The following is a 25764-nucleotide window of genomic DNA, read 5'->3' as shown; positions in this document are numbered from 1 at the left end:
GGGAGCAATGGCGATGGCAAGGAAAGTAATCACTGTTCTGAGCGACGACCTGGACGGCGGAAAGGCCGACCGGACCGTCGAGTTCAGCCTGGATGGGGTGGCGTACACCATCGACCTCTCCGACGAGAACGCGGGGGTGCTGCGCAAGGCGCTCGACCCGTACATCAGCGCTGGCAGGCGAATGGGGCGGGGCAACGTGGAGGCCGGCCGCCCGGTCCGCCGCCCGGCTCGCGCCGCGGTCTCGGGAATGGACCGCGAGCAGAACCGTGCCATCCGGGAATGGGCCGCCAAGAACGGCTACGAGATTTCCGAGCGCGGCCGCATCCCGGTCAACGTCGTGGAGGCGTGGAAGAACCGCTGACCCGCATCGCCGGGGCATCACGATCCGCCGCGTAGGGGTCACGTTGAGAAATCAGCGTGACCCCTACGCTTTTCGCCGCGTTCACAATTTCCACCCGGTGGCGCTCCCCCGTCGGTGCGCGACGCCCGGTCACTCGCCGGTGACCCCGTCGAGCAACTGTCGGGCCACGTCGAGCTGACCCAGGTGCCGGGCGTACTCCTGGAGCAGGTGGAACAGGATCCGGCCCAGCGACGGCGCGTCCGCGGCGGCGTGGAACCGGCCGCCGAGCGCGGCCCGCCGCGACAGCGGCACCCTGGCGACGATCCGGCGGGTGTGCGCCACCTCCGCCCGGTACGCCCGCCACACCTGCTCCGTCGACAGGGCGTCCACCCGCCACTCGGCGTCGTCCTCGCCCGGCGGGCACGGGGCGACCTGCTCCGCGGCGAAGCCCCACCGGATCCAGCGCCGCTCCACCCAGCCCAGGTGCCGCACCAGCCCGAGCGGCGCCCAGCCGAGCCCGTCGACGGGACCGCGCAGCTGCTCCTCCGAGAGGCCGGCGGTCTTGCGGGCCAGCGCCTCCCGGTACCAGTCGAGATAGCCGACCAGCAGCTCCCGAGGGTCGTCGACGTGGTTGCCCGGGCCGTCGAGCAGGACCGGGAAACGGGTGTCCGGCATCCACCGACCCTACGGCCGGGCCGCGCCCCTCGCCACGGTCACTGTCGGCCGGTGGACGGGGCCGCCGGCAACATGGCCGCCGGCCCGGCCCGGCGACGCCGATACACCGCGCTACGCGCTTCGGCTGCGGCGCTGGTCCGGGGATACGACGCGGGCCGCCCGGATCTCTCCGGACGGCCCGCGACGGTGTCGTAGGACGGGTCAGTCGACCTCGATCCGCACCACGTCGAAGGCGGGGGTCTGGTTGGCCCGCTCCATCATCGGCACCCGGTGCGAGCCGTCACCGGCCCAGACCGCGCACTGCGCCGTGCCCGACTGCGGCAGGCCCGGGATCTGGATGGTCACCTCGTCGGCCTGGCCACCGCCGCGACCGTCCTCGGTGGCGACGAAGAACGCCGGCACGTCCTGCGGGTTCGACGGCGCCTCATTGGTGCTCTGCAGCATCCGGCAGGCGGTGTGGAAGTGACCGCGAGTCAGCCCCTGGTCGTTGAGGACGGAGCTCTCCAGGTAGTAGCCGCCCTGGCCGGCGGCGAGGAACCGGTCGCGGATCAAGTTCCGGGTGGAGACCTGCAGCGCGAACGGCTGGTTGCGCTGCACCTGCTCCGGGAACTCGGTGATCAGCAGGGACGGGTTGTTGGCGGCGGCGCCGACCTCACCGAAGGCCGTGCTGACGCATCGGTTGCCGTTCTGGAAACCGTCGTGCGGCTGGAGGTCGCTGTTGGTGCAGTCCTTGGCCAGCACGCCGAGATTGTTTCCGCCGTTGTTGTTTCCGCCGCCGTTCTGTCCGCCGTTCTGGCCGCCGTTCTGACCACCATTGGTCGGGGCGGCGGTCGGGGCGCCGGTCTGACCGCCGTTCTGGCCGCCATTGGCGCCGCCATTGTTGTTGTTCGCGGCGACGGTGCATTTCGCGAGCTGGTCCAGGCCCTGCGGGCGCGGACCCACCCGGTCGATGGCGGTGGTGATCCGGTTCAACGTCGCGCGCCGCTTGTCCTCCAGCGGACGCAGGATGGCGTTGTTGATGAAGGTCTGCCCGTTGCGGCCCTCGGCGGCCAGCCGCCGGTCGGCCTCGGCGATCTGGGTCTGCAACAGCGCGAGGTTCCGGTCGACCTCGGCCCGGGCGCGGTCCGGGACCCGGGGAAGCTTGCCGGCGACGTCCGGGCAGACCACACCGGAGGCGACGGTGTTCACCGGCGCGTTGCCGTCCTTGACGGCCTGGCACTCGGCGACGGACATCTGGCCGTCACCCCAGTGGTTGCGCACCCAGCGCCCGTTCTGCCACGTCTGTGTGGTGCTGCCGCGACCGCTCGGCGAGGTGGCGCCGGGACTCGGCGCCACGCAGGCGGACGAGACGTTGCGGGTCGTCGTCCGACGGTTCTCGTTGGCCGACGAGATCTGGGTCACCGCGGCGATACCGCCGAAGACCGCGAGCGCGCCGACCGCCGCCAGCAGCCGCTTGCTCCGCGCGTTACCGGATGACCGGCGCGCCCCTGTGGACCTGCGCATCGAATTGCTCTCCTTCTCGATCCGGTACCTGACTCGTGACCCCGTCGGGCGAAGGGAATTCGGGGTGGGACGCCCGTCGGGATCACTGCGACGTTCCGGTCGCGCGTCGATGGCCGACGATGCCCTTTCCGCACCGTCCGCCGCGTCGGGTGGCGCGGCTGGGAAGAACTGTGTCCATTCCCGCTTAGGTACGGAGCGCCGCGGGCGATGGTTCAACGCGGATCGAGGAATTCGGCACGGGACGGTGACGACGGCCCGATCGGGGTTTTGCGAAAGACGCGGAGTCACCGCGCGGCGACGCTGCGGTCGGATGGACGCTGCGGTCGGATGTCAGTCGACGCAGAGGTGGTCGAAGGCGAAGCCGCCGACCAGTTCGTCCCGGCGGGCGCGCAGCCCCCGGATCTCCCGCCGCAGCTCGGTTCGGTCCACCAGCGGCGGTTCGTCGGTCTCCAGCGCCCGCAGCCGCTCTCCGACCGCGACGGTGGCCAGATCCTCGGCCAGCCGGGCGGCGTCCACCCCGCACCAGAAGCGGTGCGCGCGGAGGGTCACCCGCTCGACCAGGCAGCGACCGGGCCGCACCTCGACCCAGCTCCAGCCCTCGGCCGCCCCGTCCCGCCACCGCACGTGCAGCCCGCGCACGATGGGGTCGGCCAGCCGCCGGGACACGTACGCGTCGACGGCGGCGGCACGGGTCAGCGCCCCGAGGTCGTTGACCGGGCCGGTGCGGCCGTCGGGCAGCCGACCGACGATGTCGCGGAAGGCCACCACGCTGTCGTACCCGTCGCCGTCCTGGCCGGCGGACGGGCCGGCGTACGCGCGGGCGTCGATGACGTACCCGACGATCCGCGGGCCGTGGGCGGCGGACCGCAACGTCGGCGACTCGATCCGCAGCACGGGCAGGTCGACCGCGGCGCAGACGGCGTCGCGCATCCGCTCGGCGCGCTGCCGGGCCGAGCCGGGCGGCGCCGGCGCGCCGAGCACGACGGCCAAGAGCGGCCGACCGGTGTCGGCGGCGCAGACCACGTGGTCGAACTCCTCGCGGGTCGCCGAACTCCACTGGTGCCCGGTGATGCCCTCCGGGCGCCGGGTCACCAGGTCACCGAGCCGGCGACCGGCGTGCACCACCTGACCGGCCCGGGCCGGCAGCGCGGCATCGTCGAGCGGCAGCGGCCGCAGCCGGGAACCGTCGTCGGTGGCGGTACGCGTCATGGTGGTGCCGGATCCTCACGTGGTCGGTCGACCGGCCGAGTCTAGGGCGTCGATCCTGCTCGTCGCCTCGCCGGTGCGGTCGGATCCGGGTCCCCGCCCCGTCGGGTGCGCGGACCGACCGGCTTCTCCAGGCGGGTGGGCCGCCCGGGAGGGTGTCCCGGTGGCCGGGCGGCGGCGCCGGTCGGCCGGGCCGGTCGCCGCCCCGGTCGGCGCCGGCGGCTCAGGCGGCCCCCATCACCAGGCCCTCGATGGTGTGCTTCTGCCGGATCGGGGTGAGCCGCTCCACCACCGGGCACGGCAGGTGGGCGCGGGCCAGCTCGGGCAGCCCGTCCCGGTACTCCCGGGTGACCGCCATGTCGTGCCGCTCGGCGTTGCCGGCGCCGGGGGCGTCCACGCCGAGCACCAGCACCGGCCGGGCCAGCGTCGAGACGTTCGGGGTGCCCCGGTGCACGGTCAGCGCCGAGCGGGCCGAGATGTCGCCGCGCCGCGGGTACTTGCGCACCGCGCGCTGCGCGTAGCGGGGGTACCGCTCCTTCGGCGGGAACATCCCGTGGTCGAAGTCGGCGCCGTCGTCCCACTGGGTGCCGGGGGCGATCTCGAACGGGCCCATCTCCTCGACCGTGTCCACGGTGGTCAGGTTGAACGCGAGCGAGGTGAGTCGCCGTTGGCGTCGGGTCTCCTCGGGCATCGGGAAGTCCCGGTGCCAGGGCTGCATGACGGCCCCCGGGAACGGGATGTCGAAGCCGAGCTCGACGATCTCGTAGTCGGGGCCGAGCACCGCGCGGCAGACCGCCACCACCCAGGGGTGGGTGACCAGGTCGGCGAAGCCGCGCAGCTGTTCGGGGTGGATCTCGACGTACCAGCGGTCCGGGCCGCGGCCCACCGCGCCGTCCGGACGGGAGCGGGCCTCCCGGAAGGCCGCGTCGATGTCCTCGCCGACCTGGTCGACCCAGTCGACGGCGAACGCGCCCCGGCAGGCGGTGATGCCGTCGCGGTAGAGGTCGCCGAGCGCCTCCACCGGGATCTCGTCCTGGACGGTCGGGGTGGGGTGGGCGGTCATCGATCCTCCTCGGGGTGCCGGACGACCCGAGTATTACAACGTTGTAGAAGAGCGGCAAGGGGGCCGGGCGGACGGGACCGACGACCGCGGGGACGATGGGTCGGACCGGCGCGGCCCGTGCCGGGGAGGGAGGTACGCCGTGCGGGTGGTCTCGCTGGTGCCGTCGCTGACCGAGGCGGTGGCGGTGACCGTGCCGGAGGTGCTGGTCGGCGCGACCGACTGGTGCACGCACCCCGCCGGGCTCGACGTGGCGCGGGTGGGCGGCAGCAAGTACCCGGACCTGGACCGGGTGCTCGCCCTGCGCCCGGACCTGGTGCTGCTCAACGTGGAGGAGAACCGGCGCGCCGACGCCGACGCGCTGGTCGCGGCCGGGGTGCCGGTCCGGGTCACCTACCCGCGTACCGTGCCGCAGGCGCTGACCGAGCTGGCCGACCTGCTCGCCGCGCTCGACGTGACCGCCGAACCGGACTGGCTCGCCGCCGCCCGCCGCGCCTGGGCCGCCCCGGCCACGCCGCCGCTGGTGCCGCGCCGGGCCGTCGTACCGGTGTGGCGCCGGCCCTGGGTGGTGCTCGGCGGCGACACCTTCGCCGGGGACGTGCTGCGCCGGCTCGGGGTGGCGAACCTGTACGCCGACGACGCCGAGCGGTACCCGCGCCCGGACCTCGACGCGCTGCGCGCCCGGGAAGCCGACCTGGTCGTGCTCCCCGACGAGCCGTACGCGTTCACCGCCGCCGACGGCCCGGAGGCGTTCCCCGGCACGCCCTGCGCGCTGGTCTCCGGCCGCCACCTCACCTGGTACGGCCCGTCGCTGGCGGAGGCGCCCGGGCTGCTGGCCGCCCAGCTCGCCGACCCGGTGACCCACCCGGCCTAGACCCGGGCGGAGCCCCCGGGGGCGGCGGTTCAGGCGACCGGGGTGACCCGGCCCGGGGGCAGCTCGACCAGGACGGTGTCGTCCACGTCGTACCCGATCGTGTCGACCACCCGGACCACGCCGCTGACCTGCCCGGCGAGCCGGACCGCGAGGTCGGCGGCGCTGCGCCGGTCGAGCCGGCCGTCCAGGGTCACCTCACCGTCGCGGACCCGCACGGTGACCAGCCCGTCCCGCACGGCGAGCACCCGCCGCAGCACCTCCTGCACCACGTCCGCGCGGATCTCCGCGTCGCTGCGCAGGTGCACCCGGAGCAGGTCGCCGCGGGTCACGATGCCGACCAGGCGGCCGAGGTCGTCGAGCACGGGCAGCCGCTTGACGACCTCCCGGTCCATCAGCCGGGCCGCGGCCGGCAACGGCGACTCCGGGTACGTGGTGACCGCCGGCGCGGTCATCAACTCCTTCGCCACCAGCGCGCCGGCCTTCTCCCGCGCCACCCGCCGGCGCCGGCCCTCGAAGACCCGGCGCTCGTCCGGGTTGCCCGCCCGCTCCACCTTGTGCAGCAGGTCGGCCTCGGACACCACGCCCAGCACCCGCCGGAACCCGTCCACCACCGGCACCGCGCTGATCCCCCGCCGGATCAGCACGTCCACGATGTCGCGGTACGGGGTCTCCTCCCCCACCGTCGCGACGTCCCGGGTCATCACGTCGCCCACCTGCCACGTCCTCATCACGACCTCCTCGGCTGGCCTGCATCCGCACGGTATGGCGGCGCCGACCAGCGGAGGCAGAGGCGGTGGACCGGGTCGGACGGGGGCCGAAGGTCCCGCCGGCGGGGCCGCGTTCGGGGTCCAAGGTCCCGGTCCGGGACGGCCCGACCGGCCCTGCCGGCGACCGCCGCGCGGCGGTGCAATGAATGTGCCACCGGAAAGCGCGGTGCCAGGCAGAGAAGGGACGTGGACACCATGACCGCGACGATCGAGCGGAACACCACCGCCACCACCATCGCTCCGGCGGCCGAGACCCCCCGTGAGCGCGCCGCCCGGTTCGTCTGGGCCGGCACCCGGATCGCGCTCGGCTGGATCTTCCTCTGGGCGTTCCTGGACAAGGCCTTCGGCCTCGGCCACGAGACCGAGGCGAAGAACGCCTGGATCAACGGCGGCAGCCCGACCAAGGGGTTCCTCACCTTCGGCGCGGCCGGCCCGTTCCAGGGCATCTACCAGGACATCGCCGGCGCGACCTGGGCCGACTGGCTGTTCATGGCCGGTCTCGCCGGGATCGGCGTGGCGCTGCTGCTCGGCATCGGGATGCGACTGGCCGCCACGACCGGCGCGCTGCTGATGGTGCTCATGTGGACCGCCGTCCTGCCTCCCGAGAACAACCTCTTCATGGACGACCACCTGATCTACGCCGCGGTGCTCGCCGGTCTGGCCCTCGTCGGCGCGGGCAACACCCTCGGCCTCGGTCGGGTCTGGGCGAACCTCCCCGTCGTCCGGAAGTACGGCTGGCTGAAGTGACCGCACCGACCCGCAGGGGGCGCCACCGACCGGTGGCGCCCCCTCCGGCGTTTCCGGGCCGCCGCCGCACACGGCGCGCCGTCGGCGGGACTGCCGGGAATCGGTGGGTCGCGATCCGGCAGGATCGGAACTGACCGGACGATCGAGCCAGAACGGCAGGAGATCAGCAGATGAACATGCCCCAGGCAGCAAAGCCCGAGATCGGCCCGATCGAGGGCGCGCCCCCGGCCGACCTCGTCATCGAGGACATCACCGTGGGCGACGGCCCGGAGGCCCAGCCCGGCCAGCTCGCCAACGTCCACTACGTCGGCGTGTCCCACTCCACCGGGCGCGAGTTCGACGCGTCCTGGAACCGGGGCGAGGCGTTCGAGTTCCCGCTCGGCGGCGGCCAGGTCATCGCCGGCTGGGACCAGGGCGTGGTGGGCATGAAGGTCGGCGGCCGTCGCCGGCTGACCATCCCGCCGCACCTGGGCTACGGCAGCCGTGGCGCCGGCGGCGTCATCAAGCCGAACGAGACGCTGGTCTTCGTCGTCGACCTGCTCGGCGTCCGCTGACCGGAGGCGGGGTCGTCGGCGCCGCGCCGGCGGCCCCGCGCCAACGGCTGCGGGTCGGTGCCGTGTTGGCGGCCCCGCGCCATCAGGGTGCACGGTCGGTGCCGCGCCGGCGGCCCCGCGCCATCGGGGTGCACGGTCGGTGCCGCGCCGGCGACGGCGCGTCTCAGGCGCAGGCGACCAGCTCGCCGCGGGGACAGGGCGGAGTGGGCAGGGTCTGCACGACGGGGACGACCCGGTGCAGGCCGGTGGCCCGCAGCACCCGGGCGACCACCGGATCCGGGTCGGCCAGCACGAGTTCTCCGCCCCGGGCCCGCACCCGCAGGTGCGCGGCGACCAGCGCGCGGACCCCGGCGGCGGAGAGCAGCCGGACACCGGAGAGGTCGACCCGCAGCACCGGCCGCGCCGGCGCGGCCCACAGCGCGGCACGCAGCACACCGACCGAGGCGACGTCGACCTCGCCGACCACTCGCACCCCGACCACGTCGTCACCCACGCTGAGCTGCACGTGGAGCCGGTCACCCCGCTGTCCCATACGGACGAATCTAGCCCCGACCACCGACATTTCCGCCGTCCGACGGACCGAATCCGGGTACGCCCAGGGTCGCCCCCGGGGGAGTCCCCGATCCGTCTCAGGGACGATGCGCCGCCGGCGCGACACGCCCGGCGGGGGGACGGGACCGGGATCGGCGGGTGACAATGACCCGATGGTCGTCCCGCGCCAGCGCCCCCGCCCGCCCCGCCTGATCCGACCCGTCCGCGAGCCGGCCACCGTCCCGCCCCCGCTGACCGGGGTGTGGGCGGCCACCGACCGGCGGCTCGACGCGGTCGAGCTGCTGTCCCTGCCGCCGGGCGCGCACGGGCCGGAGGACGTGCTGGTGGACCCGGACGGGCGGGTGGTCAGCGGCGACGAGGACGGCCGGCTCTGGTGGTGGCCCGCCGACGCGCCCGCCGGCACCGCGCCCCGGCTGCTCGCCGAGACCGGCGGGCGACCGCTCGGCATCGAGCTGGACCCGCGCGACGGCAGCCTGGTGGTCTGCGACGCGTACCGGGGGTTGCTGCGGGTCACCGCCGACGGCGCGGTGCGCGAGCTGACCGGCACCGCGTCGCCGGTGCACCTGGCCGACAACGCCACGGTGGCCCGCGACGGCACGGTCTACTTCACCGACTCCTCCGACCGCTACCCGCTCTCGCACTGGAAGCACGACCTGCTGGAACACCGCCCCAATGGGCGGGTGCTGGCGTACGACCCGCGCTCGGGGCGCACCGAGGTGGTGACCGACGGGCTCTACTTCCCCAACGGGATCGCGCTGACCCCCGACGAGTCGGCGCTGATGCTGGTGGAGACCAGCACCCACCGGCTGGTGCGGGTGGCCCTGCCCGACGGGGCGGTCACCGTCCTCACCGACCTGCCGGCATACCCGGACAATCTCACGGCGGTCGGCGACGGGACGTACTGGATCGCGTTGCCCAGCCCCCGGCTGCCGGTCGTCGAGCGGCTGCTGCCGCACCCCCGGCTGCGCCAGCTGGTGGCGCTGCTGCCCGACGCGGTACGACCGCAGCCGCAGAAGTACGGGCTGGTCGCCCTCGTCGACGGCGAGGGGACGGTGCTGCGCACGCTGCACGGCCCCGCCGGCGCCTACTGGATGATCACCGGGGTCCGGCAGCACGGCGACCGGCTCTGGCTGGGCAGCCTGATCGGCACCGCCATCGCCCGCGTCGACCTCACCTGACGTCGCCTCACCCGGCCCGATCGTCGCCGGCCGTGCCGCCGCACACGGGAGCTCGGAAACGCTACGGATCTGATGACCTCGACGACTCACGGGCGCATCGGTGAGTCGATGACGACATCAGATCCGTAGCGTCTCTCGGGAGCCCTTCGGGGAGGCCGTCCGAGCTGCCGGGTGCCCACCTCGATCGGGCACCGGCCCCGAGCCTGCCCGGGCCGACGCACGACCGGCCCGCCGCGGAGCGGGCCGGTCGTACCCCGGTCGTTCCTCCCGCTGGTCTCAGCCGCCGCTGGCGGACGGCGCGGGTGCGGGCGACGATCCCCCCGCCACCGCCCCCGGGTGCCCCGGGCTCAGGGTGGGCGCTGGCTTCAGGCCGGGCGGCACGGGCAGCGCGCTGCCCTTGGCGAACTCGTCCCAGCTGACGTTCCAGGCGGTGAAGCCGTTGCCCTGGTCCAACTGCACCTCGGTGCCCTTGATGGTCACCAGGTCGCCGACCTTGGTGATGCCCATCAGCCAGTCCGCCGCCGTCACCGACACGTTGGTGCAGCCGTGCGAGACGTTGATGTTGCCCTGATCCCCCTCCGACCACGGCGCGGCGTGGATGAACTCGCCGCCCCAGGTGAGCCGCTGGGCGTCCTCCACGTCGACCACATAAGGGTCGGCCGAACCCCGGGTGTCGAACGTGGTGAAGTCGTGCTTCTCCATGATCACCATCTTGCCGCTCGAGGTCGGGGTGCTCGGTTTGCCCATACTCACCGGGATCTTGCGGACCAGCTTGCCGTCCTGGAGGACCGACATCTGCTTGGTGGCGTTGTCGATCTCGAGGGCCACCTGCCGGCCGATCTTCGAGGTGGACCGGCGGTCGTCGTCACCGATGAACTCCTTGCCGATCGGGAGTCCCGCCAGTCCCGACCGCACGCTGATCTTCGTGCCGGGCTTCCAGAAATCCGGCGCCCGGTATTCGACCTGCTTGCCGTCCCCCATCCATGACCAGGTACCCGGCTGCGGCGGGTCGGTCTTCACGAACAATCGCCGTTGCACGGCCGCCCGGGCCTCTTTGGGAATTGGCGGATCAAATGCGACGGTCACCGGCATCGCGGTGCCGTACGTCTGATTTCCGGCGAAATACAACGTGCTCCTTATCGCCTGTCTGGTCGATTTGGGCGACGTGGTGAAGGTCGTCCGCCCGACGGCGATCTTCCCCTTCTTCCCGGTGGCGGTCACCTCCGCGGTGTAGGTCCGGCCGTTCTCCAGCGGGGTGCTCGGCACCCAGCTCGACCCGTCCTCGCGCGGCTCCCCCGCGACCTGCTTCCCCTTGTCGTCGGTGAGCTTGACGCCGGTGACCTTCCCGTGGCTCACGCTCGTCCCGACCTCCGCGCTGACCGGGACGTCCTTCGCCCGGTCGGCGGGGGTCACCGTGACCGCGGGGTCCGCGGCCCTGCCCGGCGCCGAGCCGGTGGCGTCCTTCCGGTCCGCCGTGCATCCGCCGAGGATCAACGGTGTGGCTGCGATGGTCACCGCCAATAGCGTCAGTCGCCGCCTCACATCCATATTCAGCCCCCCGTTTCCATTTCCCTTGGCCACATTCTGTACGGCGCTTCTCGGGCCGCGGCGCACTTTCGCGGGAAATGCTCGGAAACGGCTGGGCTTTTGGACGCCGATGTGCTCGGCCGCGAATTCGCGGCCCGGCCGTCCCGGAACAGGAAGCCTGGGTGGTCCGTGTCCCCGGCGTACCGACTCGGGTCGTTCAGTCCCAGTCCTGGTCGCCGTGGTTGCGGTCCCACCGACCGCCGACCGGCGGGGTGTCCAACCGGGTGGCGCTCCCGGCGTTGCCGGCGAGGTCGTTGTCCTCGACCCGGCAGGCCACGCAACTGCCCCGCTCGGTGATCCACAGCCCGTGGGTCTGGGTGCTCGGGTCGTGGTTGTCCCAGACGCGGTTGCCCCGGATCGTCGCCGAGTCGAAGGCCGCGTTGATGGTGATCCCGGCCCGGGTACCCGGCGCCGCGGGCAGCTCGTACGCCGCACCGGGCAGCGGGGTGTCACCACTCCAGGCGCTGTAGGCGTCCGGACGTACCGGGGCGAGGGTGAGTTCGGAGGCGGTGTTGGCGGCCACCACGGCCACCCGCTCGCCCACCCGCAGCACCTTGCCCCGGTGCCCGTCCGACGGCCAGTTCGCCGAGCGGTCCACCAGCGCCTTGTCGCTGTACCGGACCGTCTCGCCGCCCCCGGCGCAGGCGCCGCCGCACTGCCGCCCGTTGTTGCGGATCCGGTTGTTGAGCAGCACCGAGTCGGTCATCGGGCGGTCGACCCGGATCCCGTCCAGGCCGTTGCCCCAGAACTCGTTGCTCTCGATGACCACGTCCATCGCCGGGTCCTGGTAGCCCCGGCCCAGGTTGTGCTCGTGGTAGCCGTACGCGCCGTTGCCGCTGATCCGGTTGCCCCGCACGGTGTACGGGCCGGGGGTGTTGCCCATGCTGATTCCGTCGCGGACGTTGCCGTCGATCACGCAGTCGGTCAGCAGCCCACCCCGGCCGGCCACCCCCGAGGTGCCGTTGGCCGAGACGTCGAAGCCCGCCTCCAGGTTGCCGGTCATCGTGCAGCCGGTGACGATCAGCCCGTCGGCGCCCCAGTCGGAGATGCCGAACCGGTTGCCCTGGCTGTGGCAGCCGACGATCCGGTAGCCGCGCGGCGGCGGCCAGTAGTCCTTCTGCAACTCCAGGAAGATGCCGTTGGTGCCGTTGCCCAGCGCGGTGCAGTTGGCGATGGTGAGCCGCTCGACGGTGCCCCAACCGCCGATGCCGATGCCGATGCCGGCCCCGCCCATCTCCTCGCCGTTGTCCAGCCGGCCGCAGCCGACCACCACCACGCCGTCGATGATGCCGTCCTGGAGGAAGTCGCAGCCGAGCCCGCTCGCCGCGGTGTGGTGGATGTAGAGGTTGCGGAACACCCCGCGCACCACGTACTGCAGGCCCAGCCCCTTGGCCAGATAGTTGTACTCGGCCATGGCCACGCCGGAGCCGTCGATCTCGAAGTCGGCGAAGGTGCAGTCGGCGATGTGCCGGTCCCGGTCCGCGCCGTGCTGCAGGCTGGTCCAGAAGGCCAGCGGCGTCGGGTCCGCCCGGTTGCCCTCGTTGCTGAGCAGGAACCGGGTCGCCGCCGACCCGGCCCCGATCAGCGAGACCCCGCTGCGCCACACCGTGCCGGCGTCGCGGATCGAGTAGATCCCCGGCGGGCAGTAGATCACCCGGGCCCGCCCGTCAGCGGCGTACCCGTCGCCGAGCCGGTCCACCAGGGCGGCGAGCGCCGGCTGGTCGTTGGTCACCCCGTCGCCGGTCAGCCCGTACTCGTGCGCGTCGCACCACAACGGCGCACCGGCGACGGACGGGCGCCGGTCCCGCACGGTGGCGGGCAGACCCTGGTACGGCACGGGTGCTCCTCTCGGCGGTCCGGTCGTTCCCCGGCCGCCGATTTCCCGACCCACCGACCGGAAAACGCCGTGCCCACGCCCCCCGCCGCCCGTACAGATGGGCGGACGAAGCGGACACCACGCCGTCCGGCGGCGGAGCCGGCCAGCGCGGCCGGCTCCGCCCGTACCGCTCAGACGTTGGCGACCAGCAGCGCCGGCTGCTCGACGCAGTCGGCGACGTGCCGCAGGAAGCCGCCCGCCACGCCACCGTCACAGACCCGGTGGTCGAAGGTGAGGCTGAGCTGGGTCACCTTGCGCACCGCGAGCTGTCCGTCGACCACCCAGGGCTTGTCCACGATCCGGCCCACCCCGAGCAGCGCCGCCTCCGGGTGGTTGATGATCGGCGTCGAGCCGTCCACGCCGAACACCCCGTAGTTGTTGAGGGTGAAGGTGCCGCCGGTCAGCCGGGCCGGCGGCAGCGTGCCGGCCCGGGCCGCGGCGGTGGTCTCCGCCAGCGCGGCGGCCAGCTCCCGGGTGGTGAGCCGCTGGGCGTCGCGCAGCACCGGGACGACCAGGCCCCGGTCGGTCTGCGCGGCGATGCCCAGGTGCACCCCGGCCGACTGGACGATCCGCTGCCCCTCGGTGTCGACGTGCGCGTTGAGCTGCGGGAACCGCCGCAGCCCGCTGAGGCAGATCCGGGCCAGCAGGGCCAGGATGCTCACCGGCGCGTCCGGGGTGGCGGCGTTGATGGCCGCCCGGGTCTCCAGCAGCCCGGTGGCGTCCACGTCCACCCAGATGGTCACCTCGGGGATCTCCCGCCGGCTGCGGGAGAGCTTGTCGGCGATCACCTTGCGGATGCCGGTGAGCGGGATGACCACGTCCTGCCCCTCGGCCGGGGCGAGCCCGACGTGCGCGGCGGGCTGCTCCGGCACCGCCGCGAGCCGGCTGGCCGGCGCGGCGGCGGCCGCCTCCACGTCGGCGCGGCGGATCACGCCGCCGGTGCCGGTGCCGCGCACCGCGGCCAGGTCCACCCCGCGTTCCCTGGCCAGCCGCCGCACGATCGGCGAGATGACCAGCGCCGCCGTCGGCGTCCGCCCGGCCGCGAGGTCGGTCGGTGCCGTGGCCGGCTCCGGCGTGTCCTTCCCCTCGGGGGCGTCGGTCGCGCCGGCGGTGGGCTCGGGGGCCAGCGCCAACCGGGGACGGCGCCGACGCCGGCCGGCGCCGGCGTGCCCGGTGCCGTACCCGATCAGCACGTTGCCGGAGCCGGCCCGCTCCTCCTCGCGGTAGGTGGCGTGCCCGGCGGGCTCGCCGCCGCCGTCGCCGTCGAGCGGCGCGATGGTGATCAGGGGTTGGCCGACCGGACGCACCTCACCCGCCGCGCCGTGCAGGGCGACCACCCGGCCGGCGTACGGGCAGGGCACGTCGACGACCGCCTTGGCGGTCTCCACCTCGACCACGCTCTGGTCCACCGTGACCACGTCGCCCACGGCGACCCGCCACTCCACGATCTCGGCCTCGCTCAGCCCCTCGCCCAGGTCGGGCAGGAGGAAGACCTGCGTCCGCTCCACCGTGGTCACGCCGCACTCCCCTGGGGCAGCCAGCGCGGGTCGGGCTGGTCGTCCCACTGGAGGCGGGCCACCGTGTCCAGCACCCGGTCCACCGAGGGCAGGTGGGTGTGCTCCAGCATCGGCGCCGGGTACGGGATGTCCAGCCCGGACACCCGCAGCACCGGGGCGTGCAGGGCGTGGAAACAGCGCTCCTGCACCCGGGCGGCGATCTCCGCGCCGATCCCGGCGAAGCCCTGCGCCTCCTGGATCACCACGCAGCGGCCGGTCCGGCGGACCGAGGCGGCGATCGTCTCGTCGTCGAACGGCACGATGGTGCGCACGTCGACGACCTCCAGGTCCCAGCCCTCCTCGCGGGCGGCCTCGGCGGCCTCCAGCGCGACCGGCACCGCCGGGCCGTACGCGACCAGGGTGGCGTCGGTGCCGGGCCGGCGCACGACCGCCCGGCCGAACGGCGCGGTGGTCGCGGGCAGTTCCGCCTCGGCGCTGGAGAAGTAGAGCTTCTTGGGCTCCATGAACACGACCGGGTCGGGGTCGTCGATCGCCTGGCGCAGCAGCGAGTACGCGTCCTCGACGGTGGCCGGGGTGACCACCTTCAGACCCGGGGTGTGCGCGTAGTACGCCTCGGACGAGTCGCAGTGGTGCTCCACCCCGCCGATGCCGCCGGCGTAGGGCACCCGGATCACGATCGGCACGCTCAGCGCGCCACGGGTGCGGTTGCGCAGCTTCGCCACGTGCGAGGCGATCTGCTCGAAGGCCGGGTACGCGAACGCGTCGAACTGCATCTCCACCACCGGGCGCAGCCCGGACATGGCCAGCCCGACGGCGAAGCCGACGATGCCGGCCTCGGCCAGCGGGGTGTCGAAGCAGCGCTTGTCGCCGAAGCGGGCCTGGAGCCCGTCGGTGATCCGGAAGACGCCGCCGAGCTGCCCGACGTCCTCGCCGAAGACGACCACCCGGTCGTCGTCGAGCATCGCGTCGGCGAGCGCGGCGTTGAGCGCCTTCGCCATGGTCATGGTGGCCATCAGGCGTCCCCCTCCTCGTCGCGGGCGGCGGCCAGCTCGGCGCGGACCTGCTCGCGCTGCTCGACCAGCTGCGGGGTCGGCTCGGCGTAGACGTGGTCGAAGAGGCTGAGCGGGTCGACCGTGGGCTGGGCGTTCATCCGGTCGCGCAGGTCGGCGGCGTACGCCTCGGCCTCCTCGGCGATCGCGGCCACCGCCGCGTCGTCGAGCGCGCCCCGGTTGCGCAGGTACGTCTCCAGCCGGGCCACCGGGTCGCGGTCGCGCCAGGCCTCGACCTCGTCGGCGTCGCGGTAGCGGGTGGCGTCGTCGGCGTTGGTGTGCGGCTCCATCCGGTAGGTGTGCGCCTCGACCAGGAACGGCCCGTGACCGGCCCGGGCGTGCGCCACCGCGCGGGTGAGCACCGCCAGCACCGCCACCGGGTCGTTGCCGTCGACCTGCTCGCTGGGCACGCCGTAGCCGACACCCTTGTACGCCAGGCTCGGCGCGGCGGTCTGCCGGGACAGCGGCACGCTGATCGCGTACTTGTTGTTCTGCACGAAGTAGACGACCGGGGCCTTGAACACGGCGGCGAAGTTGACCCCCTCGTGGAAGTCGCCCTCGCTGGTCGCGCCGTCGCCGATGAAGGCCAGCGCCACGGTGTCCCGGCCCTGGTACGACTCGCCGTAGGCCAGCCCGGCCGCGTGCACGCACTGGGTCGCCAGCGGGGTGCACTGCGGCGCGGTGTGCACCCGCGTCGGGTCGTACCCGCAGTGCCAGTCGCCGCGCAGCAGGGTGAGCACCTCGACCGGGTCGATGCCCCGGCTGACCAGCGCCATCGACTCGCGGTAGGTGGGGAAGACCCAGTCGGTGTCACGCACGGCGAGGGTCGCCCCGACCTGGCAGGCCTCCTGGCCGCGCGAGGACGGGTAGACGGCGAGCCGGCCCTGCTTCGTCAGGGCGGTGGCCTGGGTGTCGAAGCGGCGACCGACCACCATCCGGCGGTACATCTCGCGCAGCGCCTCGACGGGCGGCTCGGGGTAGTCGGCGCGGGACGGCAGCGGCGTGCCGTCCGGGTCGAGCAGTCGGACCGGCTCGGCCTGCGGGAGCAGGCCGGCGGACGGGTCGGGCGCGGCCGGGGTGGCCGGCCGGCGGGTGCGCGGGGATGCCCTGCGGACCGCCTGGGGTGTGGTCGTCACGGCGGGGACCTCCTGGACGTGTGGTGGCCTTATGCTCCTGCTGTCGGATGATTGACTCAAGATGCGCGGTGAACGTGGGATGAATGGCGTGCCGAGGGGGCTGATGTGAGCCAGGAGACCAGTCCGGAGGCGGGCCTGCCCGGTGGAACGGGACGTTCGGCCGGTCCGCTGGACGAGGTGGACCGGCGCATCCTCGACGAGCTGGTCCGCGACGGCCGGCTCTCCGTCCGTACGCTGGCCGAACGCGTGCACGTCTCCCGCACCAACGCGTACGCCCGGGTGGAGCGGTTGCTGCGCGACGGGGTGATCACCGGGTTCCGGGCGCAGGTGGCGCCCGAGCCGGCCGGGCTGGGCACCTCGGCGTACATCGCCCTGACGATCGAGCAGAACACCTGGCGGGAGGTGTCGGCGGAGCTGGCCCGGGTGCGCTACGTCGAGCACGTGGCGCTGCTCAGCGGCGAACACGACGTGCTCGCGCTGGTCCGCGCGCCGGACAACGCCACCCTGCGCGACGTGGTGCTGGAGCGGGTGCAGGGCATCGCCGGGGTGCTGTCCACCCGCAGCTGGCTGGTCTTCGAGGAGTTCACCGGCGCCCAGAGCCCCTGGCAGTGACCCCTCAGCGCCCCGGGCAGTGCCCCTCAGCGCCCCGGGCATTGACCCGTCAGCGCTCCGGCGGGGCCGCCAGCCCCTCCCGGTCGGCCAGCTCCAGCAGCGGCTCCAGCGAGAAGCGCCGCTCGTCCAGGCCGGCGTGCGGGTCGCCGCGCCCGGCGAACCGGGCAGGCATGCTCACCACGTCGAAGTCCTCGGGCCGGGCGTCGTCCAGCTCCGACCAGTCCAGCGGCGCGGAGACCAGCGCCGCCGGCGTCGGCCGGATCGAGTACGCCGAGGTCATGGTGTGGTCGCGGGCCATCTGGTTGTAGTCGACGAAGACCGGCCGGTCCCGCTGCTCGCGCCACCAGGTGGTGGTGACCAGGTCGGGGCGGCGGCGTTGCATCTCCTGGCCCAGCGCCAGCACCGCGCGCCGGCACTCGCCGAAGCTCCACCTCGGCTCGATCGACAGGTAGACGTGCAGGCCCCGACCGCCGGTGGTCTTCGGGTAACCCACCAGACCCAGCTCGTCGAGGAAGGCACGGACCTCGTGCGCCACCGGCACCACCTGGTCGAAGCCGACGCCGGGCATCGGGTCGAGGTCGATGCGGAGCTGGTCGGGGCGTTCCACGTCCGCCGCCGAGACCGGCCAGGGGTGAAACCGCAGCGTCCCCAGGTTGGCCGCCCAGATGACCACGGCCAGCTCGCTCGGCGCGACCTCGTCGGCCGTCCGCCCACTGGGGAAGGTGATGTGCGCGGTGCGGACCCAGTCGGGCGCGCCGGCCGGCAGCCGCTTCTGGTAAAAGGCGTCGCCGCGGTTGTCCTGCCGGGTGGCGATCTTCGCGCCCTCGAAGACACCGCGCGGCCAGCGTTCCAGCATGGTCGGCCGGTCCCGCAGCGCGCGCAGGATGCCGTCGCCGACGGCGAGGAAGTAGCGCACCACGTCCAGCTTGGTCAGCCCTCGCTCCGGGAAGTAGGGCTTGTCCGGGCTGGAGACCCGGACCACCCGCTCCCCGACCCGGATCTCCTCCGCCGCCGTCGCCACGCTCACACCGTAACGGCAGCGGCCGACTCCCGCGCCCGGCTCACCGGCACCGCCGGCCGAGCCGGACGGCATGCGATGGCGGCCGGCCGTTCCGGGGGTCGCAGCCCCCGCCTAGGCTGCCGCCATGGCGACGTACCTCGACGTGCACCCGGACAACCCGCAACCACGGACGATCAGCCGGGTGGTGGACATCGTCCGCGGCAACGGACTGATCGCCTACCCGACGGACTCGTGCTTCGCGCTCGGCTGCCAGCTGGGCAACCGGGAGGGCATCGACCGCATCCGGGACATCCGCCAGCTCGACAGCCGGCACCACTTCACCCTGGTGTGCCGGGACTTCGCGCAGCTCGGCCAGTTCGTCCAGATCAACAACGCCCTGTTCCGGTCGCTGAAGGCGGCGACCCCGGGCAGCTACACCTTCATCCTGCCGGCGACGAAGGAGGTGCCGCGCCGGTTGCTGCACCCGAAGAAGAAGACCGTCGGGGTCCGCATCCCCGATCACGTCGTGGCGCAGGCGTTGCTGGCCGAGCTGGGCGAGCCGCTGGTGTCGAGCACCCTGCTGATGCCCGGCGACACCGAACCGATGACGCAGGGCTGGGAGATCAAGGAGCGGCTCGACCACGTGGTCGACGCGGTGATCGACTCCGGCGAGTGCGGCACCCTGCCCACGACGGTGATCGACTTCTCGGAGGGCGAAGCGGAGATCCTCCGCCGGGGCGCCGGCGACCCGTCCCGCTTCGAGTAGCCCGTCGCGCGCCACTCGGTTTGCGGCGTGTGGCGGTGTCCGGGACTCGGAATACCGCGACTCGCCGCAAACGGTGCCAGGCGCGCCCGGTATCCGCGGTGCGGCGTCCGGCGGGGGCTCAGGGCGTCTCGTCGTCCAACGACGGCAGCGGCAGCAGCTCGGCGGTGCTGCCGGCGCCCCGCTCGGAGTGCGCGGGTGGAGGCAGGTCGGCGCCCGGTGCCCGGCTGTGCAGCCGGCCCGCCCCGGCCGGCCCGGCGCGGCGGGAGACCTCGCAGGTCACCTGATGAATCGGCGCGGGCGCGGTGCCGAACCGCCCCGGTCCCCAGCGCACCCAGATCGCGACGCGGCCGGCCGCCGCCTCCGCCGCCAGCTTGTCCCAGGTACGACGCCGGTCCGTGTGGTCGACCTCGATGACCACGGGCGGCCCGTCCGGCCGGGCACACGCGACGTCGAGTACCGACTGCTGACGGGACAGTGGCGGCGGTAGGGGCAGCACGCTCGGCGCCCGACGGTAGACCCGCCAGCCCTGGTCACCCGCCCAGGCGACCACGGATTCGATGATCCGCGCGGTCACCGCGTCCGTGGTCAGGTCGACGAAGGTGAGCCGGGCGAGCTCGCGCCCGAGCGACGCCGCCAGCCGTTCGCCGTCCGTCACGCCGTCCATGGGCGCAGGGTAGCGGCTCGCCGGGCCTCCGCCGTGACCGGCGGCGCGGCCGGTCGTCCCGCCGGCCGCGGACCGCCGCGTCGGACGAAGAAGCGGGGCAGCGCGAATCGCAAGAAGGCCGTCATCAAGGTCGCCCGCGCGCATCAAAGGGTGGCCGACACGCGGCGGGACTGGCAGCACAAGCTCTCGACACGGATCATCCGCGACGACCAAGCGGTATTCGTGGAGGACCTGTGCGTCGCCGGTCTCGGCCGGACCCGACTGGCAAAATCCGTGCACGACGCCAGCTGGGCGTCAATTCACGGCGATGTTGAAGTACAAGGCCACCCGGTACGGGCGCACCTTCGCAAGAATCGACCGGTTCGCCCTCACGTCGCGGACATGTGCGACGTGCGGCCGAATCGATGGTCCGAAACCGCTGTCTGTCCGCTCGTGGGTCTGCCCCTGTGGCGCCGTCCACGACCGGGACGTCAACGCGGCAGTCAACATCCTCGCCCTGGACGATGGGCACAACTAGTTCGCCCGGTGGCTGCCGGGACCGGACGCGACGAGAATGCCGCGTCCGGCCCCGGCAGCGCGGGTGTCAGCGCCCTTCCTGCTGCAAGCGCTGCATGAGCATCTGCTTGGCCTGGTCACCCGCCTTGCGGTTGTTCTCCTGAATCTTGGTGAACCAGGTGACCAGTTCCGAATCGCCCCGCTGCTGCGCGTCCGCGATGTAGGTGTCCATCCGGTAGATGTTGTCCAGCGACATCTGCAGGACGTGGATCAGGTCGTAGTTCTTGTCCCGTACCGGGCTCTTCTGCTCCTTGACCGCGGTCGCCATGGCGTACCTCCCCTGTCTCGACTTCCGAACGCGCCAGCGCTTACCCGGCCTCGGTCCGTTCACGCCGCAGGCCCGCCGGGAGCTGCGCGCCGGCCGGAACGGTTACCGGGCGGCCCGCTCGGGTACGGGGGGCCGCATGGCGGAACTGGCAGCCCTCTGGATCGTCCGGCACGGCGAGAGCACGGCGAACGTCGCCGCGGCGGCCGCGGAGACGTCCGGCGCCGAGCTGATCGACCTGACCCACCGGGACGCCGACGTGCCGCTGTCGGACACCGGCGAGGAGCAGGCCCGGGCCACCGCCCGCTGGCTCGCCGGCCTGCCGGCCGAACGCCGGCCCGACGTGGCGGTGGTCTCGCCGTACCTGCGGGCGGTGCGCACGGCCGAGCTGGCGCTGGCCGGCACGGGCATCCCGGCCAGCCTGGACGAGCGGCTGCGCGACCGGGAACTGGGCATCCTCGACGGCCTGACCGGGCACGGCGTGCAGCGCCGCTTCCCCGAGGAGGCCGCCCGCCGCCGCCGGCTCGGCAAGTTCTACTACCGCCCGCCGGGCGGCGAGTCCTGGACCGACCTGGCACTGCGGCTGCGGGCGCTCCTGGCCGACCTGCGCCGCGACCACGAGGGACAGCGGGTGCTGCTGTTCGGCCACGACGCGCTGGTTTTCATGCTCCGCTACCTGGTGGACGGACTGACCGAGGCGGAGCTGATGGCGCTCACCCGGGAACACGTGATCGCCAACTGCTCGGTGACCGGCTGGTCGGCCGACCCCGAGGGCCGCCTCGTCCTGGACGCCTTCAACGACGTGACGCACCTGCGCCGGCAGGGCGCCCGACCGACCAGGGAGGACGAGGTCCATGCCGAACCGGTCTGAGACGCGGGTGATCACCCCGGCGCTGCTGCGCGACTGGGCGCTGCCGGTGCCCACCGGCGGCAAGGAGCACCGGGGCACCGTGCTGGTGGTCGGGGGTTCCCGCTTCACCCCCGGCGCGGTGCTGCTGGCCGGCGTGGCCGCGCTGCGCGCCGGCGCCGGGGTGCTCCAGCTGGCCGCCGCCGAGTCGACCGCCGCCGCGCTGAGCATCCAGGTGCCGGAGGCGCTGGTGATCGGCCTGCCGGAGACCGGGGATGGGGCGGTCGCCGGCGATCCGGGCGACCGGCTCGGCGAGCTGGTCGGGCAGGCGGACGTGGTGGCGGTCGGTCCCGGCCTCAACGACATCGACGAGACCCGGGCGTTGCTGCGCCTGGTCCTGGACGCCGCCGCGCCGGAGACGCCGCTGGTGCTGGACGCGTACGCGCTCGGCGCGCTCAGCCACCAGCCGGACCTGCTGGTCGGCGCGGGCCGGCCGGTGGTGCTCACCCCCAACGTGACCGAGGCGCGGCACCTGCTGGGCCGCGAGCCCGGCCACGACCTGGACGCCGAAGCGCGCGAGCTGGCCCGCCGGTACGACGCGGTGGTCTCGCTCTACGGCCACATCGCCACCCCGGCCGGCGAGTGCTGGCGGGAGGAGAGCGGCGACGCGGGCCTGGGCACCTCGGGCAGCGGCGACGTCCGCTCCGGGCTGCTGGCCGGGCTGCTGTCCCGGGGGGCGACGCCGGCGCAGGGCGCCTGCTGGGCCGCCTGGGCGCACGCGGTCAGCGGCCAGCGGCTGGTCCCCCGGTTCGGGCGGATCGGTTTCCTCGCCCGGGAGCTGCTGGACGAGATTCCGCACACCCTGGCCACCGTATGACGGTCAGCGACCGACCGAACGGATGTGTGTAACGATACACCCCGCTCCTACGCTGTTGGTTCGGAAGCGGGCACCCCGCCCCCTTCCCGCCGGCCGCTCCCCACCAGGGAGCGCACCCGGCTGGAGACAGCCCCTGGGAGTCTGTGTGAAGAACCTTCGTCGCAAGACACTGGCTGCCGCGTCCGCCGTGACCCTCGGTGTCGGCCTCGCCGTCACCGGCGGGCTGGCCCCGGCGACGGCCGCCGGCCCGGACACCACGTTCCTGGTCCTGGCCCCGCAGGGCGCCACCACCGGGAAGGCGGCGGCCCGGGTGGCCGCGGCCAAGGGCACCGTGGTGGCCACGTACGACCAGATCGGCGTGCTCGTCGTCCGCTCGACCAACCCCGACTTCGCCACCGACGTGGCGGGTGCGGGCGTCGAGTCGGTCGCGTCCACCGCCGGCCTGGGCACCGCGCTCGAAGAGAGCGAGACCGTCGAGGTCTCCGCGGCGGAGGCGGCGAACATCACCGCCGACCCGACCAAGGAGCCCCTCTACGGTCAGCAGTGGGACATGCCGATGATCGACCTCCCGCAGGCCCACGCCGTCAACGCCGGCAACTCCGGCGTGGTGGTGGGCGTGCTGGACAGCGGCATCTCCAGCAGCCACCCCGACCTGGCCACCCAGATCGCCAAGGACAAGAGCACGTCCTGCCTCGGCGGCACGGTGGACACGGCCGAGGCGGCCTGGAACCCGACGACCTCCGACCACGGCACCCACGTGGCCGGCACCATCGGCGCCGCCGTCAACGGCGTCGGCGTGGCCGGCATCGCGCCGGGCGTGAAGCTCGCCGCGGTGAAGGTGGTCAACGACGACGGCTACATCTTCCCGGAGGCCGCGGTCTGCGGGTTCATGTGGGCCGCCGAGCACGGCATGGAGCTGACCAACAACAGCTACTACATCGACCCGTGGGAGCTGAACTGCCGCAACGACGCACGCCAGCGTCCGGTGTGGCAGGCGGTCCAGCGGGCCATCCGTTACTCGCAGAGCAAGGGCGTGCTGAACGTGGCGTCCGCGGGTAACTCCAACTACGACCTCGCGCACAAGCTCGACGACTTCGGCAGCCCGAACAACGGGACGCCGGAGGAGCGCGAGAACCTCACCAACGCCTGCCTCGACCTGCCGGCCGAGGTGCCGGGCGTGGTGACCGTCTCGGCGGTCGGCCCGACCGGGGCGAAGAGCTACTACTCCTCGTACGGCCAGGGTGTCATCGACGTGACGGCGCCGGGTGGCGACACCCGCTTCCGCACGCAGGGCGTCCGCTCCACGCTGACCGACGGAATTCTGTCGACCACCTTCAACACGGCGACGAAGACCAACGGCTATGGCTACAAGCAGGGCACCTCGATGTCCGGCCCGCACGCCGCCGGCGTCGCGGCGCTGGCGGCGTCGGCGCACCCGGGCATGAGCCCGGGCCAGCTGGCCTCGCTCCTGGAGCGTACGGCCGTGGCGCAGTCCTGCCCGGACGGCGTCTACAACCCGGTTCCGCTGATCCCGACCGGCCCGCACGCCTACGACGCGAGCTGCTCCGGCGGCGAGCGCAACGGCTTCTACGGCGCCGGCATGGTCAACGCGTACAACGCGGTGAAGTAGCAGCAGCACGGCACGACCAGTGATGGGGCCCGGCGCAACACGCCGGGCCCCATCCGTTTTCGCAGCTCACCCTCGGGGTACCGGGGCAGACGTCAGTCGAGACAAGGAGGTCTGCCGGTGTCCACCGATGCCATCGTCCTGCTCAAAGAGGACCACAAGGAGATGCGCCGACTCTTCAAGGAGTTCCAGAAGGCCGAGGAGGGCCCGGCCAGCAAGCGCCAGCAGCTGGTGAACCAGATCCTCGAAGCCCTGACGGTGCACACCTACCTGGAGAACGAGGTGATGTACCCGGAGGTCCGCAAGCTCCTGCCCGACCTCGAGGACGACATCCTCGAGTCGTACGAGGAGCACCACGTCGCCGACCTGCTCTGCGCGGAGCTGGCCGCGATGGACGCCTCCGACGAGCGCTTCGTCGCCAAGACCACGGTGCTGATCGAGAACGTCGAGCACCACGTCGAGGAGGAGGAGCAGGAGTGGTTCCCGAAGGTGCGCGAGGCCCTCGGCCGCAACCAGCTCCAGGAGATCGGTGAGCGGATGATCGCGATGCGCAAGGACGCGCCGCGTACCCCCACCGCCCCCAAGGCGATCAAGAAGGCCGTCGACGCGGTGACCGCCTGAGCGCTACCCCCGCACGGGGCCCGGCCGTCGGCCGGGCCCCGGCGCGCGTCACCAGGCGGTCGGCGGCACGCCGTCCGGCGCCGGCAGGATCTGCCGCACCCGCCCCGGGGGTACGCCCCGGCGCCGCCACTCCCGGGGGTAGCCCACCGAGACCTCCTCGAAGCGGACCCCGTCGTGCCACGTGGTCCGGGGAATGTGCAGGTGCCCGTAGACCACGGCGGCGGCGTCGAAGCGGCGGTGCCAGTCGGCGGTGGCCTCGGTGCCGCACCACTGGGCGAAGATCGGGTAGCGCAGCACCCGGGTCGGTTCCCGCACCAGCGGCCAGTGGTTGACCAGCACGGTCGGCAGGGCCGGATCGCGGTCGGCGAGGCGGCGGGCGGTCTCGGCCACCCGGGCCGCGCACCACTCGTGGCGACTCGGGTACGGGTCGGGGTGCAGCAGGAACTCGTCGGTGCAGACGATCCCCGTCCGGTACGCCTCGGCCAGGGCCGCCTCCCGGGTGTCGAAACCCTCCGGCCGCCAGCTGTAGTCGTAGAGCAGGAACAGCGGCGCCACCAGCACCGGCCCGCCCGGCCCCCGCCATACCGGGTACGGGTCCTCCGGCGTGAGCACGCCCAGCTCCCGGCACCGTCGCACCAGGTGCTGGTAGCGGGCCACGCCCCGCAGGGTGACCGGGTCGCCCCGCGGGGTCCAGAGCTCGTGGTTGCCGGGCGCCCACACCACCGTGTCGAACCGCTCGGCCAGCAGGCCCAGCGCCCACTCGACGTCGGCGGCGGTGTCGCCCACGTCCCCGGCGACGATCAGCCAGTCGTGGGGCGAGGACGGGCGCAACGCCTCGACCAGCGCCCGGTTCTCCGCGTACCCGACGTGCAGGTCGCTGATGGCGACCAGGCTGCCGCCGGCGTCCTCGGATGGCATCCGCCGATCGTACGCAGAGCACGCCGCGGCCGTGGGGGCCGCGCGACGGCGGGCTCAGTCGGCCGAGCCCGGCTCGGCCATCTTCCGGTGCTGCTCGGACTTGAGCCGGTCCGGGGTGAACCGGGCCGCGGCCGCCTGCACCTTGTTCTTCAGCGAGCCGGCGACGACCTTCTCCTCTCGTCCGCGGACCGCGCGTGCCGGCACGGCCCCACCGGAGTGCTGTGCCCACCACCGGGCCGCCCAACCACCGGCGTCCCGGCGAGGTCGGGCGGGCCCCGCCCCGGCGACCCGGTAGGATCGGCGCGGGCCGTGACTGGCGCGTGGGGATGGAGCACCATCGGGAAGCGGTCCCGTCATGAGGACGCACGCCGAGCGCCTGGGCCTTCCGCAC

At 73.5% G+C, this 25764-nt stretch carries 27 protein-coding genes and 1 riboswitch; of the genes, 11 read left to right on the top strand and 16 right to left on the bottom strand.

All coding sequences use genetic code 11. The features are described from left to right. The first annotated feature begins 13 nt into the window (after positions 1-13). Positions 14-361 (top strand): Lsr2 family protein, encoded by a 348-nt coding sequence (locus M2302_RS04360; protein WP_280836684.1) that lies wholly within the window; start codon positions 14-16, stop codon positions 359-361. Between the two features lie 129 nt (positions 362-490). On the opposite strand, the gene M2302_RS04355 is transcribed toward M2302_RS04360, so the two are convergent. The 4 genes from M2302_RS04355 to M2302_RS04340 form a co-directional block, all read right to left on the bottom strand. After that, positions 491-1015 carry a DinB family protein gene (locus tag M2302_RS04355; RefSeq protein ID WP_280836683.1) on the bottom strand — a complete coding sequence of 175 codons (525 nt, stop codon included), beginning with the start codon at positions 1013-1015 and terminating at the stop codon, positions 491-493. A 201-nt stretch (positions 1016-1216) separates the two neighbouring features. Then, positions 1217-2518 (bottom strand): hypothetical protein, encoded by a 1302-nt coding sequence (locus tag M2302_RS04350; RefSeq protein WP_280836682.1) that lies wholly within the window; start codon positions 2516-2518, stop codon positions 1217-1219. Positions 2519-2848: 330 nt separating this feature from the next. Beyond that, the gene (locus M2302_RS04345; protein WP_280836681.1) at positions 2849-3727 is read right to left on the bottom strand and encodes a hypothetical protein; all 879 of its coding nucleotides are present in this window, start codon (positions 3725-3727) and stop codon (positions 2849-2851) included. A 220-nt stretch (positions 3728-3947) separates the two neighbouring features. Next, entirely contained in the window at positions 3948-4787 is an 840-nt protein-coding gene (locus M2302_RS04340; RefSeq protein WP_280836680.1) for a phytanoyl-CoA dioxygenase family protein, read from the bottom strand. A 139-nt stretch (positions 4788-4926) separates the two neighbouring features. Here M2302_RS04340 and M2302_RS04335 point away from each other — a divergent pair, with 139 nt between their 5' ends. Continuing rightward, positions 4927-5658 carry a helical backbone metal receptor gene (locus M2302_RS04335; protein ID WP_280836679.1) on the top strand — a complete coding sequence of 244 codons (732 nt, stop codon included), beginning with the start codon at positions 4927-4929 and terminating at the stop codon, positions 5656-5658. Positions 5659-5687: 29 nt separating this feature from the next. On the opposite strand, the gene M2302_RS04330 is transcribed toward M2302_RS04335, so the two are convergent. Further along, positions 5688-6386 (bottom strand): CBS domain-containing protein, encoded by a 699-nt coding sequence (locus M2302_RS04330; protein WP_280836678.1) that lies wholly within the window; start codon positions 6384-6386, stop codon positions 5688-5690. A gap of 234 nt (positions 6387-6620) precedes the next feature. Here M2302_RS04330 and M2302_RS04325 point away from each other — a divergent pair, with 234 nt between their 5' ends. After that, positions 6621-7172 (top strand): DoxX family membrane protein, encoded by a 552-nt coding sequence (locus M2302_RS04325; protein WP_280836676.1) that lies wholly within the window; start codon positions 6621-6623, stop codon positions 7170-7172. A 176-nt stretch (positions 7173-7348) separates the two neighbouring features. Continuing rightward, the gene (locus tag M2302_RS04320; protein WP_280836822.1) at positions 7349-7726 is read left to right on the top strand and encodes an FKBP-type peptidyl-prolyl cis-trans isomerase; all 378 of its coding nucleotides are present in this window, start codon (positions 7349-7351) and stop codon (positions 7724-7726) included. Between the two features lie 163 nt (positions 7727-7889). Here the strand turns inward: M2302_RS04320 and M2302_RS04315 are convergent, their stop codons facing one another. Beyond that, positions 7890-8258 carry an STAS domain-containing protein gene (locus tag M2302_RS04315; RefSeq protein WP_280836675.1) on the bottom strand — a complete coding sequence of 123 codons (369 nt, stop codon included), beginning with the start codon at positions 8256-8258 and terminating at the stop codon, positions 7890-7892. Positions 8259-8430: 172 nt separating this feature from the next. Between M2302_RS04315 and M2302_RS04310 the strand changes: the two genes are divergently transcribed. Then, on the top strand, positions 8431-9456 hold the full coding sequence (locus M2302_RS04310) for an SMP-30/gluconolactonase/LRE family protein (protein WP_280836674.1): 1026 nt from the start codon (positions 8431-8433) through the stop codon (positions 9454-9456). Positions 9457-9732: 276 nt separating this feature from the next. On the opposite strand, the gene M2302_RS04305 is transcribed toward M2302_RS04310, so the two are convergent. From M2302_RS04305 to pdhA, 5 genes are all read right to left on the bottom strand, one after another. After that, positions 9733-11004 (bottom strand): Ig-like domain-containing protein, encoded by a 1272-nt coding sequence (locus tag M2302_RS04305; protein WP_280836673.1) that lies wholly within the window; start codon positions 11002-11004, stop codon positions 9733-9735. Positions 11005-11200: 196 nt separating this feature from the next. Continuing rightward, positions 11201-12880, bottom strand: coding sequence for a right-handed parallel beta-helix repeat-containing protein (locus tag M2302_RS04300; protein ID WP_280836672.1), 1680 nt, complete (start codon positions 12878-12880; stop codon positions 11201-11203). 170 nt (positions 12881-13050) lie between these two features. Further along, the gene (locus M2302_RS04295; protein ID WP_280836671.1) at positions 13051-14436 is read right to left on the bottom strand and encodes a dihydrolipoamide acetyltransferase family protein; all 1386 of its coding nucleotides are present in this window, start codon (positions 14434-14436) and stop codon (positions 13051-13053) included. Continuing rightward, a complete protein-coding gene (locus M2302_RS04290) occupies positions 14433-15449 on the bottom strand; it encodes an alpha-ketoacid dehydrogenase subunit beta (protein WP_280836670.1) in 1017 nt (338 codons plus the stop codon). Before M2302_RS04290 ends, M2302_RS04295 begins: the two co-directional genes overlap by 4 nt. Next, the gene (gene pdhA / locus M2302_RS04285) at positions 15449-16654 is read right to left on the bottom strand and encodes a pyruvate dehydrogenase (acetyl-transferring) E1 component subunit alpha (RefSeq protein WP_154938711.1); all 1206 of its coding nucleotides are present in this window, start codon (positions 16652-16654) and stop codon (positions 15449-15451) included. The genes M2302_RS04290 and pdhA overlap by 1 nt, the downstream gene beginning before the upstream one ends. A gap of 72 nt (positions 16655-16726) precedes the next feature. Between pdhA and M2302_RS04280 the strand changes: the two genes are divergently transcribed. After that, a complete protein-coding gene (locus tag M2302_RS04280) occupies positions 16727-17233 on the top strand; it encodes an Lrp/AsnC family transcriptional regulator (RefSeq protein ID WP_280836669.1) in 507 nt (168 codons plus the stop codon). Positions 17234-17282: 49 nt separating this feature from the next. Here M2302_RS04280 and M2302_RS04275 read toward each other — a convergent pair whose 3' ends face one another. Continuing rightward, positions 17283-18254, bottom strand: a complete 972-nt coding sequence (locus tag M2302_RS04275) for a DNA primase small subunit domain-containing protein (protein WP_210775311.1) — start codon at positions 18252-18254, stop codon at positions 17283-17285. 124 nt (positions 18255-18378) lie between these two features. On the opposite strand from M2302_RS04275, the gene M2302_RS04270 reads away from it, so the two are divergent. Beyond that, entirely contained in the window at positions 18379-18999 is a 621-nt protein-coding gene (locus tag M2302_RS04270) for an L-threonylcarbamoyladenylate synthase (RefSeq protein WP_280836668.1), read from the top strand. 118 nt (positions 19000-19117) lie between these two features. Here the strand turns inward: M2302_RS04270 and M2302_RS04265 are convergent, their stop codons facing one another. Further along, positions 19118-19663: a hypothetical protein gene (locus tag M2302_RS04265; protein WP_280836667.1), complete on the bottom strand. Its 546-nt coding sequence runs from the start codon at positions 19661-19663 to the stop codon at positions 19118-19120. 583 nt (positions 19664-20246) lie between these two features. Beyond that, positions 20247-20486 carry a hypothetical protein gene (locus M2302_RS04260; protein WP_280836666.1) on the bottom strand — a complete coding sequence of 80 codons (240 nt, stop codon included), beginning with the start codon at positions 20484-20486 and terminating at the stop codon, positions 20247-20249. A 136-nt stretch (positions 20487-20622) separates the two neighbouring features. Here M2302_RS04260 and M2302_RS04255 point away from each other — a divergent pair, with 136 nt between their 5' ends. The 4 genes from M2302_RS04255 to M2302_RS04240 all read left to right on the top strand — a co-directional run bounded on the left by M2302_RS04255 (position 20623) and on the right by M2302_RS04240 (position 24455). Continuing rightward, complete coding sequence (locus M2302_RS04255) at positions 20623-21354, top strand: histidine phosphatase family protein (protein WP_280836665.1); 732 nt, start codon at positions 20623-20625, stop codon at positions 21352-21354. Beyond that, positions 21338-22207 carry an NAD(P)H-hydrate dehydratase gene (locus M2302_RS04250; protein ID WP_280836664.1) on the top strand — a complete coding sequence of 290 codons (870 nt, stop codon included), beginning with the start codon at positions 21338-21340 and terminating at the stop codon, positions 22205-22207. The genes M2302_RS04255 and M2302_RS04250 overlap by 17 nt, the downstream gene beginning before the upstream one ends. 145 nt (positions 22208-22352) lie before the next feature. After that, entirely contained in the window at positions 22353-23837 is a 1485-nt protein-coding gene (locus M2302_RS04245) for a S8 family serine peptidase (protein WP_280836663.1), read from the top strand. A gap of 117 nt (positions 23838-23954) precedes the next feature. Further along, positions 23955-24455, top strand: a complete 501-nt coding sequence (locus M2302_RS04240) for a hemerythrin domain-containing protein (protein ID WP_179805259.1) — start codon at positions 23955-23957, stop codon at positions 24453-24455. Positions 24456-24503: 48 nt separating this feature from the next. On the opposite strand, the gene M2302_RS04235 is transcribed toward M2302_RS04240, so the two are convergent. Together M2302_RS04235 and M2302_RS04230 are read right to left on the bottom strand one after the other, a co-directional pair. Beyond that, complete coding sequence (locus M2302_RS04235; protein WP_280836662.1) at positions 24504-25373, bottom strand: metallophosphoesterase; 870 nt, start codon at positions 25371-25373, stop codon at positions 24504-24506. A gap of 54 nt (positions 25374-25427) precedes the next feature. Beyond that, positions 25428-25577 carry a hypothetical protein gene (locus M2302_RS04230; protein ID WP_280836661.1) on the bottom strand — a complete coding sequence of 50 codons (150 nt, stop codon included), beginning with the start codon at positions 25575-25577 and terminating at the stop codon, positions 25428-25430. Between the two features lie 95 nt (positions 25578-25672). Beyond that, positions 25673-25762, top strand: a riboswitch (ZMP/ZTP riboswitch). Positions 25763-25764: the final 2 nt, after the last annotated feature.

The sequence above is a fragment of the Micromonospora sp. A200 genome, assembly GCF_029893845.1.
Taxonomy (GTDB): Bacteria; Actinomycetota; Actinomycetes; order Mycobacteriales; family Micromonosporaceae; genus Micromonospora; species Micromonospora purpureochromogenes.
This window is presented reverse-complemented; position numbering and strand designations above follow the sequence as displayed.

Excerpts from the sequence above, each read along its gene's own strand:
- M2302_RS04360 (WP_280836684.1), top strand. The coding sequence starts at position 14 with ATGGCAAGGAAAGTAATCACTGTTCTGAGCGACGACCTGGACGGCGGA.
- M2302_RS04355 (WP_280836683.1), bottom strand. The coding sequence starts at position 1,015 with ATGCCGGACACCCGTTTCCCGGTCCTGCTCGACGGCCCGGGCAACCAC.
- M2302_RS04350 (WP_280836682.1), bottom strand. The coding sequence starts at position 2,518 with ATGCGCAGGTCCACAGGGGCGCGCCGGTCATCCGGTAACGCGCGGAGC.
- M2302_RS04345 (WP_280836681.1), bottom strand. The coding sequence starts at position 3,727 with ATGACGCGTACCGCCACCGACGACGGTTCCCGGCTGCGGCCGCTGCCG.
- M2302_RS04340 (WP_280836680.1), bottom strand. The coding sequence starts at position 4,787 with ATGACCGCCCACCCCACCCCGACCGTCCAGGACGAGATCCCGGTGGAG.
- M2302_RS04330 (WP_280836678.1), bottom strand. The coding sequence starts at position 6,386 with ATGAGGACGTGGCAGGTGGGCGACGTGATGACCCGGGACGTCGCGACG.
- M2302_RS04325 (WP_280836676.1), top strand. The coding sequence starts at position 6,621 with ATGACCGCGACGATCGAGCGGAACACCACCGCCACCACCATCGCTCCG.
- M2302_RS04320 (WP_280836822.1), top strand. The coding sequence starts at position 7,349 with ATGCCCCAGGCAGCAAAGCCCGAGATCGGCCCGATCGAGGGCGCGCCC.
- M2302_RS04315 (WP_280836675.1), bottom strand. The coding sequence starts at position 8,258 with ATGGGACAGCGGGGTGACCGGCTCCACGTGCAGCTCAGCGTGGGTGAC.
- M2302_RS04310 (WP_280836674.1), top strand. The coding sequence starts at position 8,431 with ATGGTCGTCCCGCGCCAGCGCCCCCGCCCGCCCCGCCTGATCCGACCC.
- M2302_RS04305 (WP_280836673.1), bottom strand. The coding sequence starts at position 11,004 with ATGGATGTGAGGCGGCGACTGACGCTATTGGCGGTGACCATCGCAGCC.
- M2302_RS04290 (WP_280836670.1), bottom strand. The coding sequence starts at position 15,449 with ATGGCCACCATGACCATGGCGAAGGCGCTCAACGCCGCGCTCGCCGAC.
- M2302_RS04270 (WP_280836668.1), top strand. The coding sequence starts at position 18,379 with ATGGCGACGTACCTCGACGTGCACCCGGACAACCCGCAACCACGGACG.
- M2302_RS04265 (WP_280836667.1), bottom strand. The coding sequence starts at position 19,663 with ATGGACGGCGTGACGGACGGCGAACGGCTGGCGGCGTCGCTCGGGCGC.
- M2302_RS04260 (WP_280836666.1), bottom strand. The coding sequence starts at position 20,486 with ATGGCGACCGCGGTCAAGGAGCAGAAGAGCCCGGTACGGGACAAGAAC.
- M2302_RS04255 (WP_280836665.1), top strand. The coding sequence starts at position 20,623 with ATGGCGGAACTGGCAGCCCTCTGGATCGTCCGGCACGGCGAGAGCACG.
- M2302_RS04250 (WP_280836664.1), top strand. The coding sequence starts at position 21,338 with ATGCCGAACCGGTCTGAGACGCGGGTGATCACCCCGGCGCTGCTGCGC.
- M2302_RS04235 (WP_280836662.1), bottom strand. The coding sequence starts at position 25,373 with ATGCCATCCGAGGACGCCGGCGGCAGCCTGGTCGCCATCAGCGACCTG.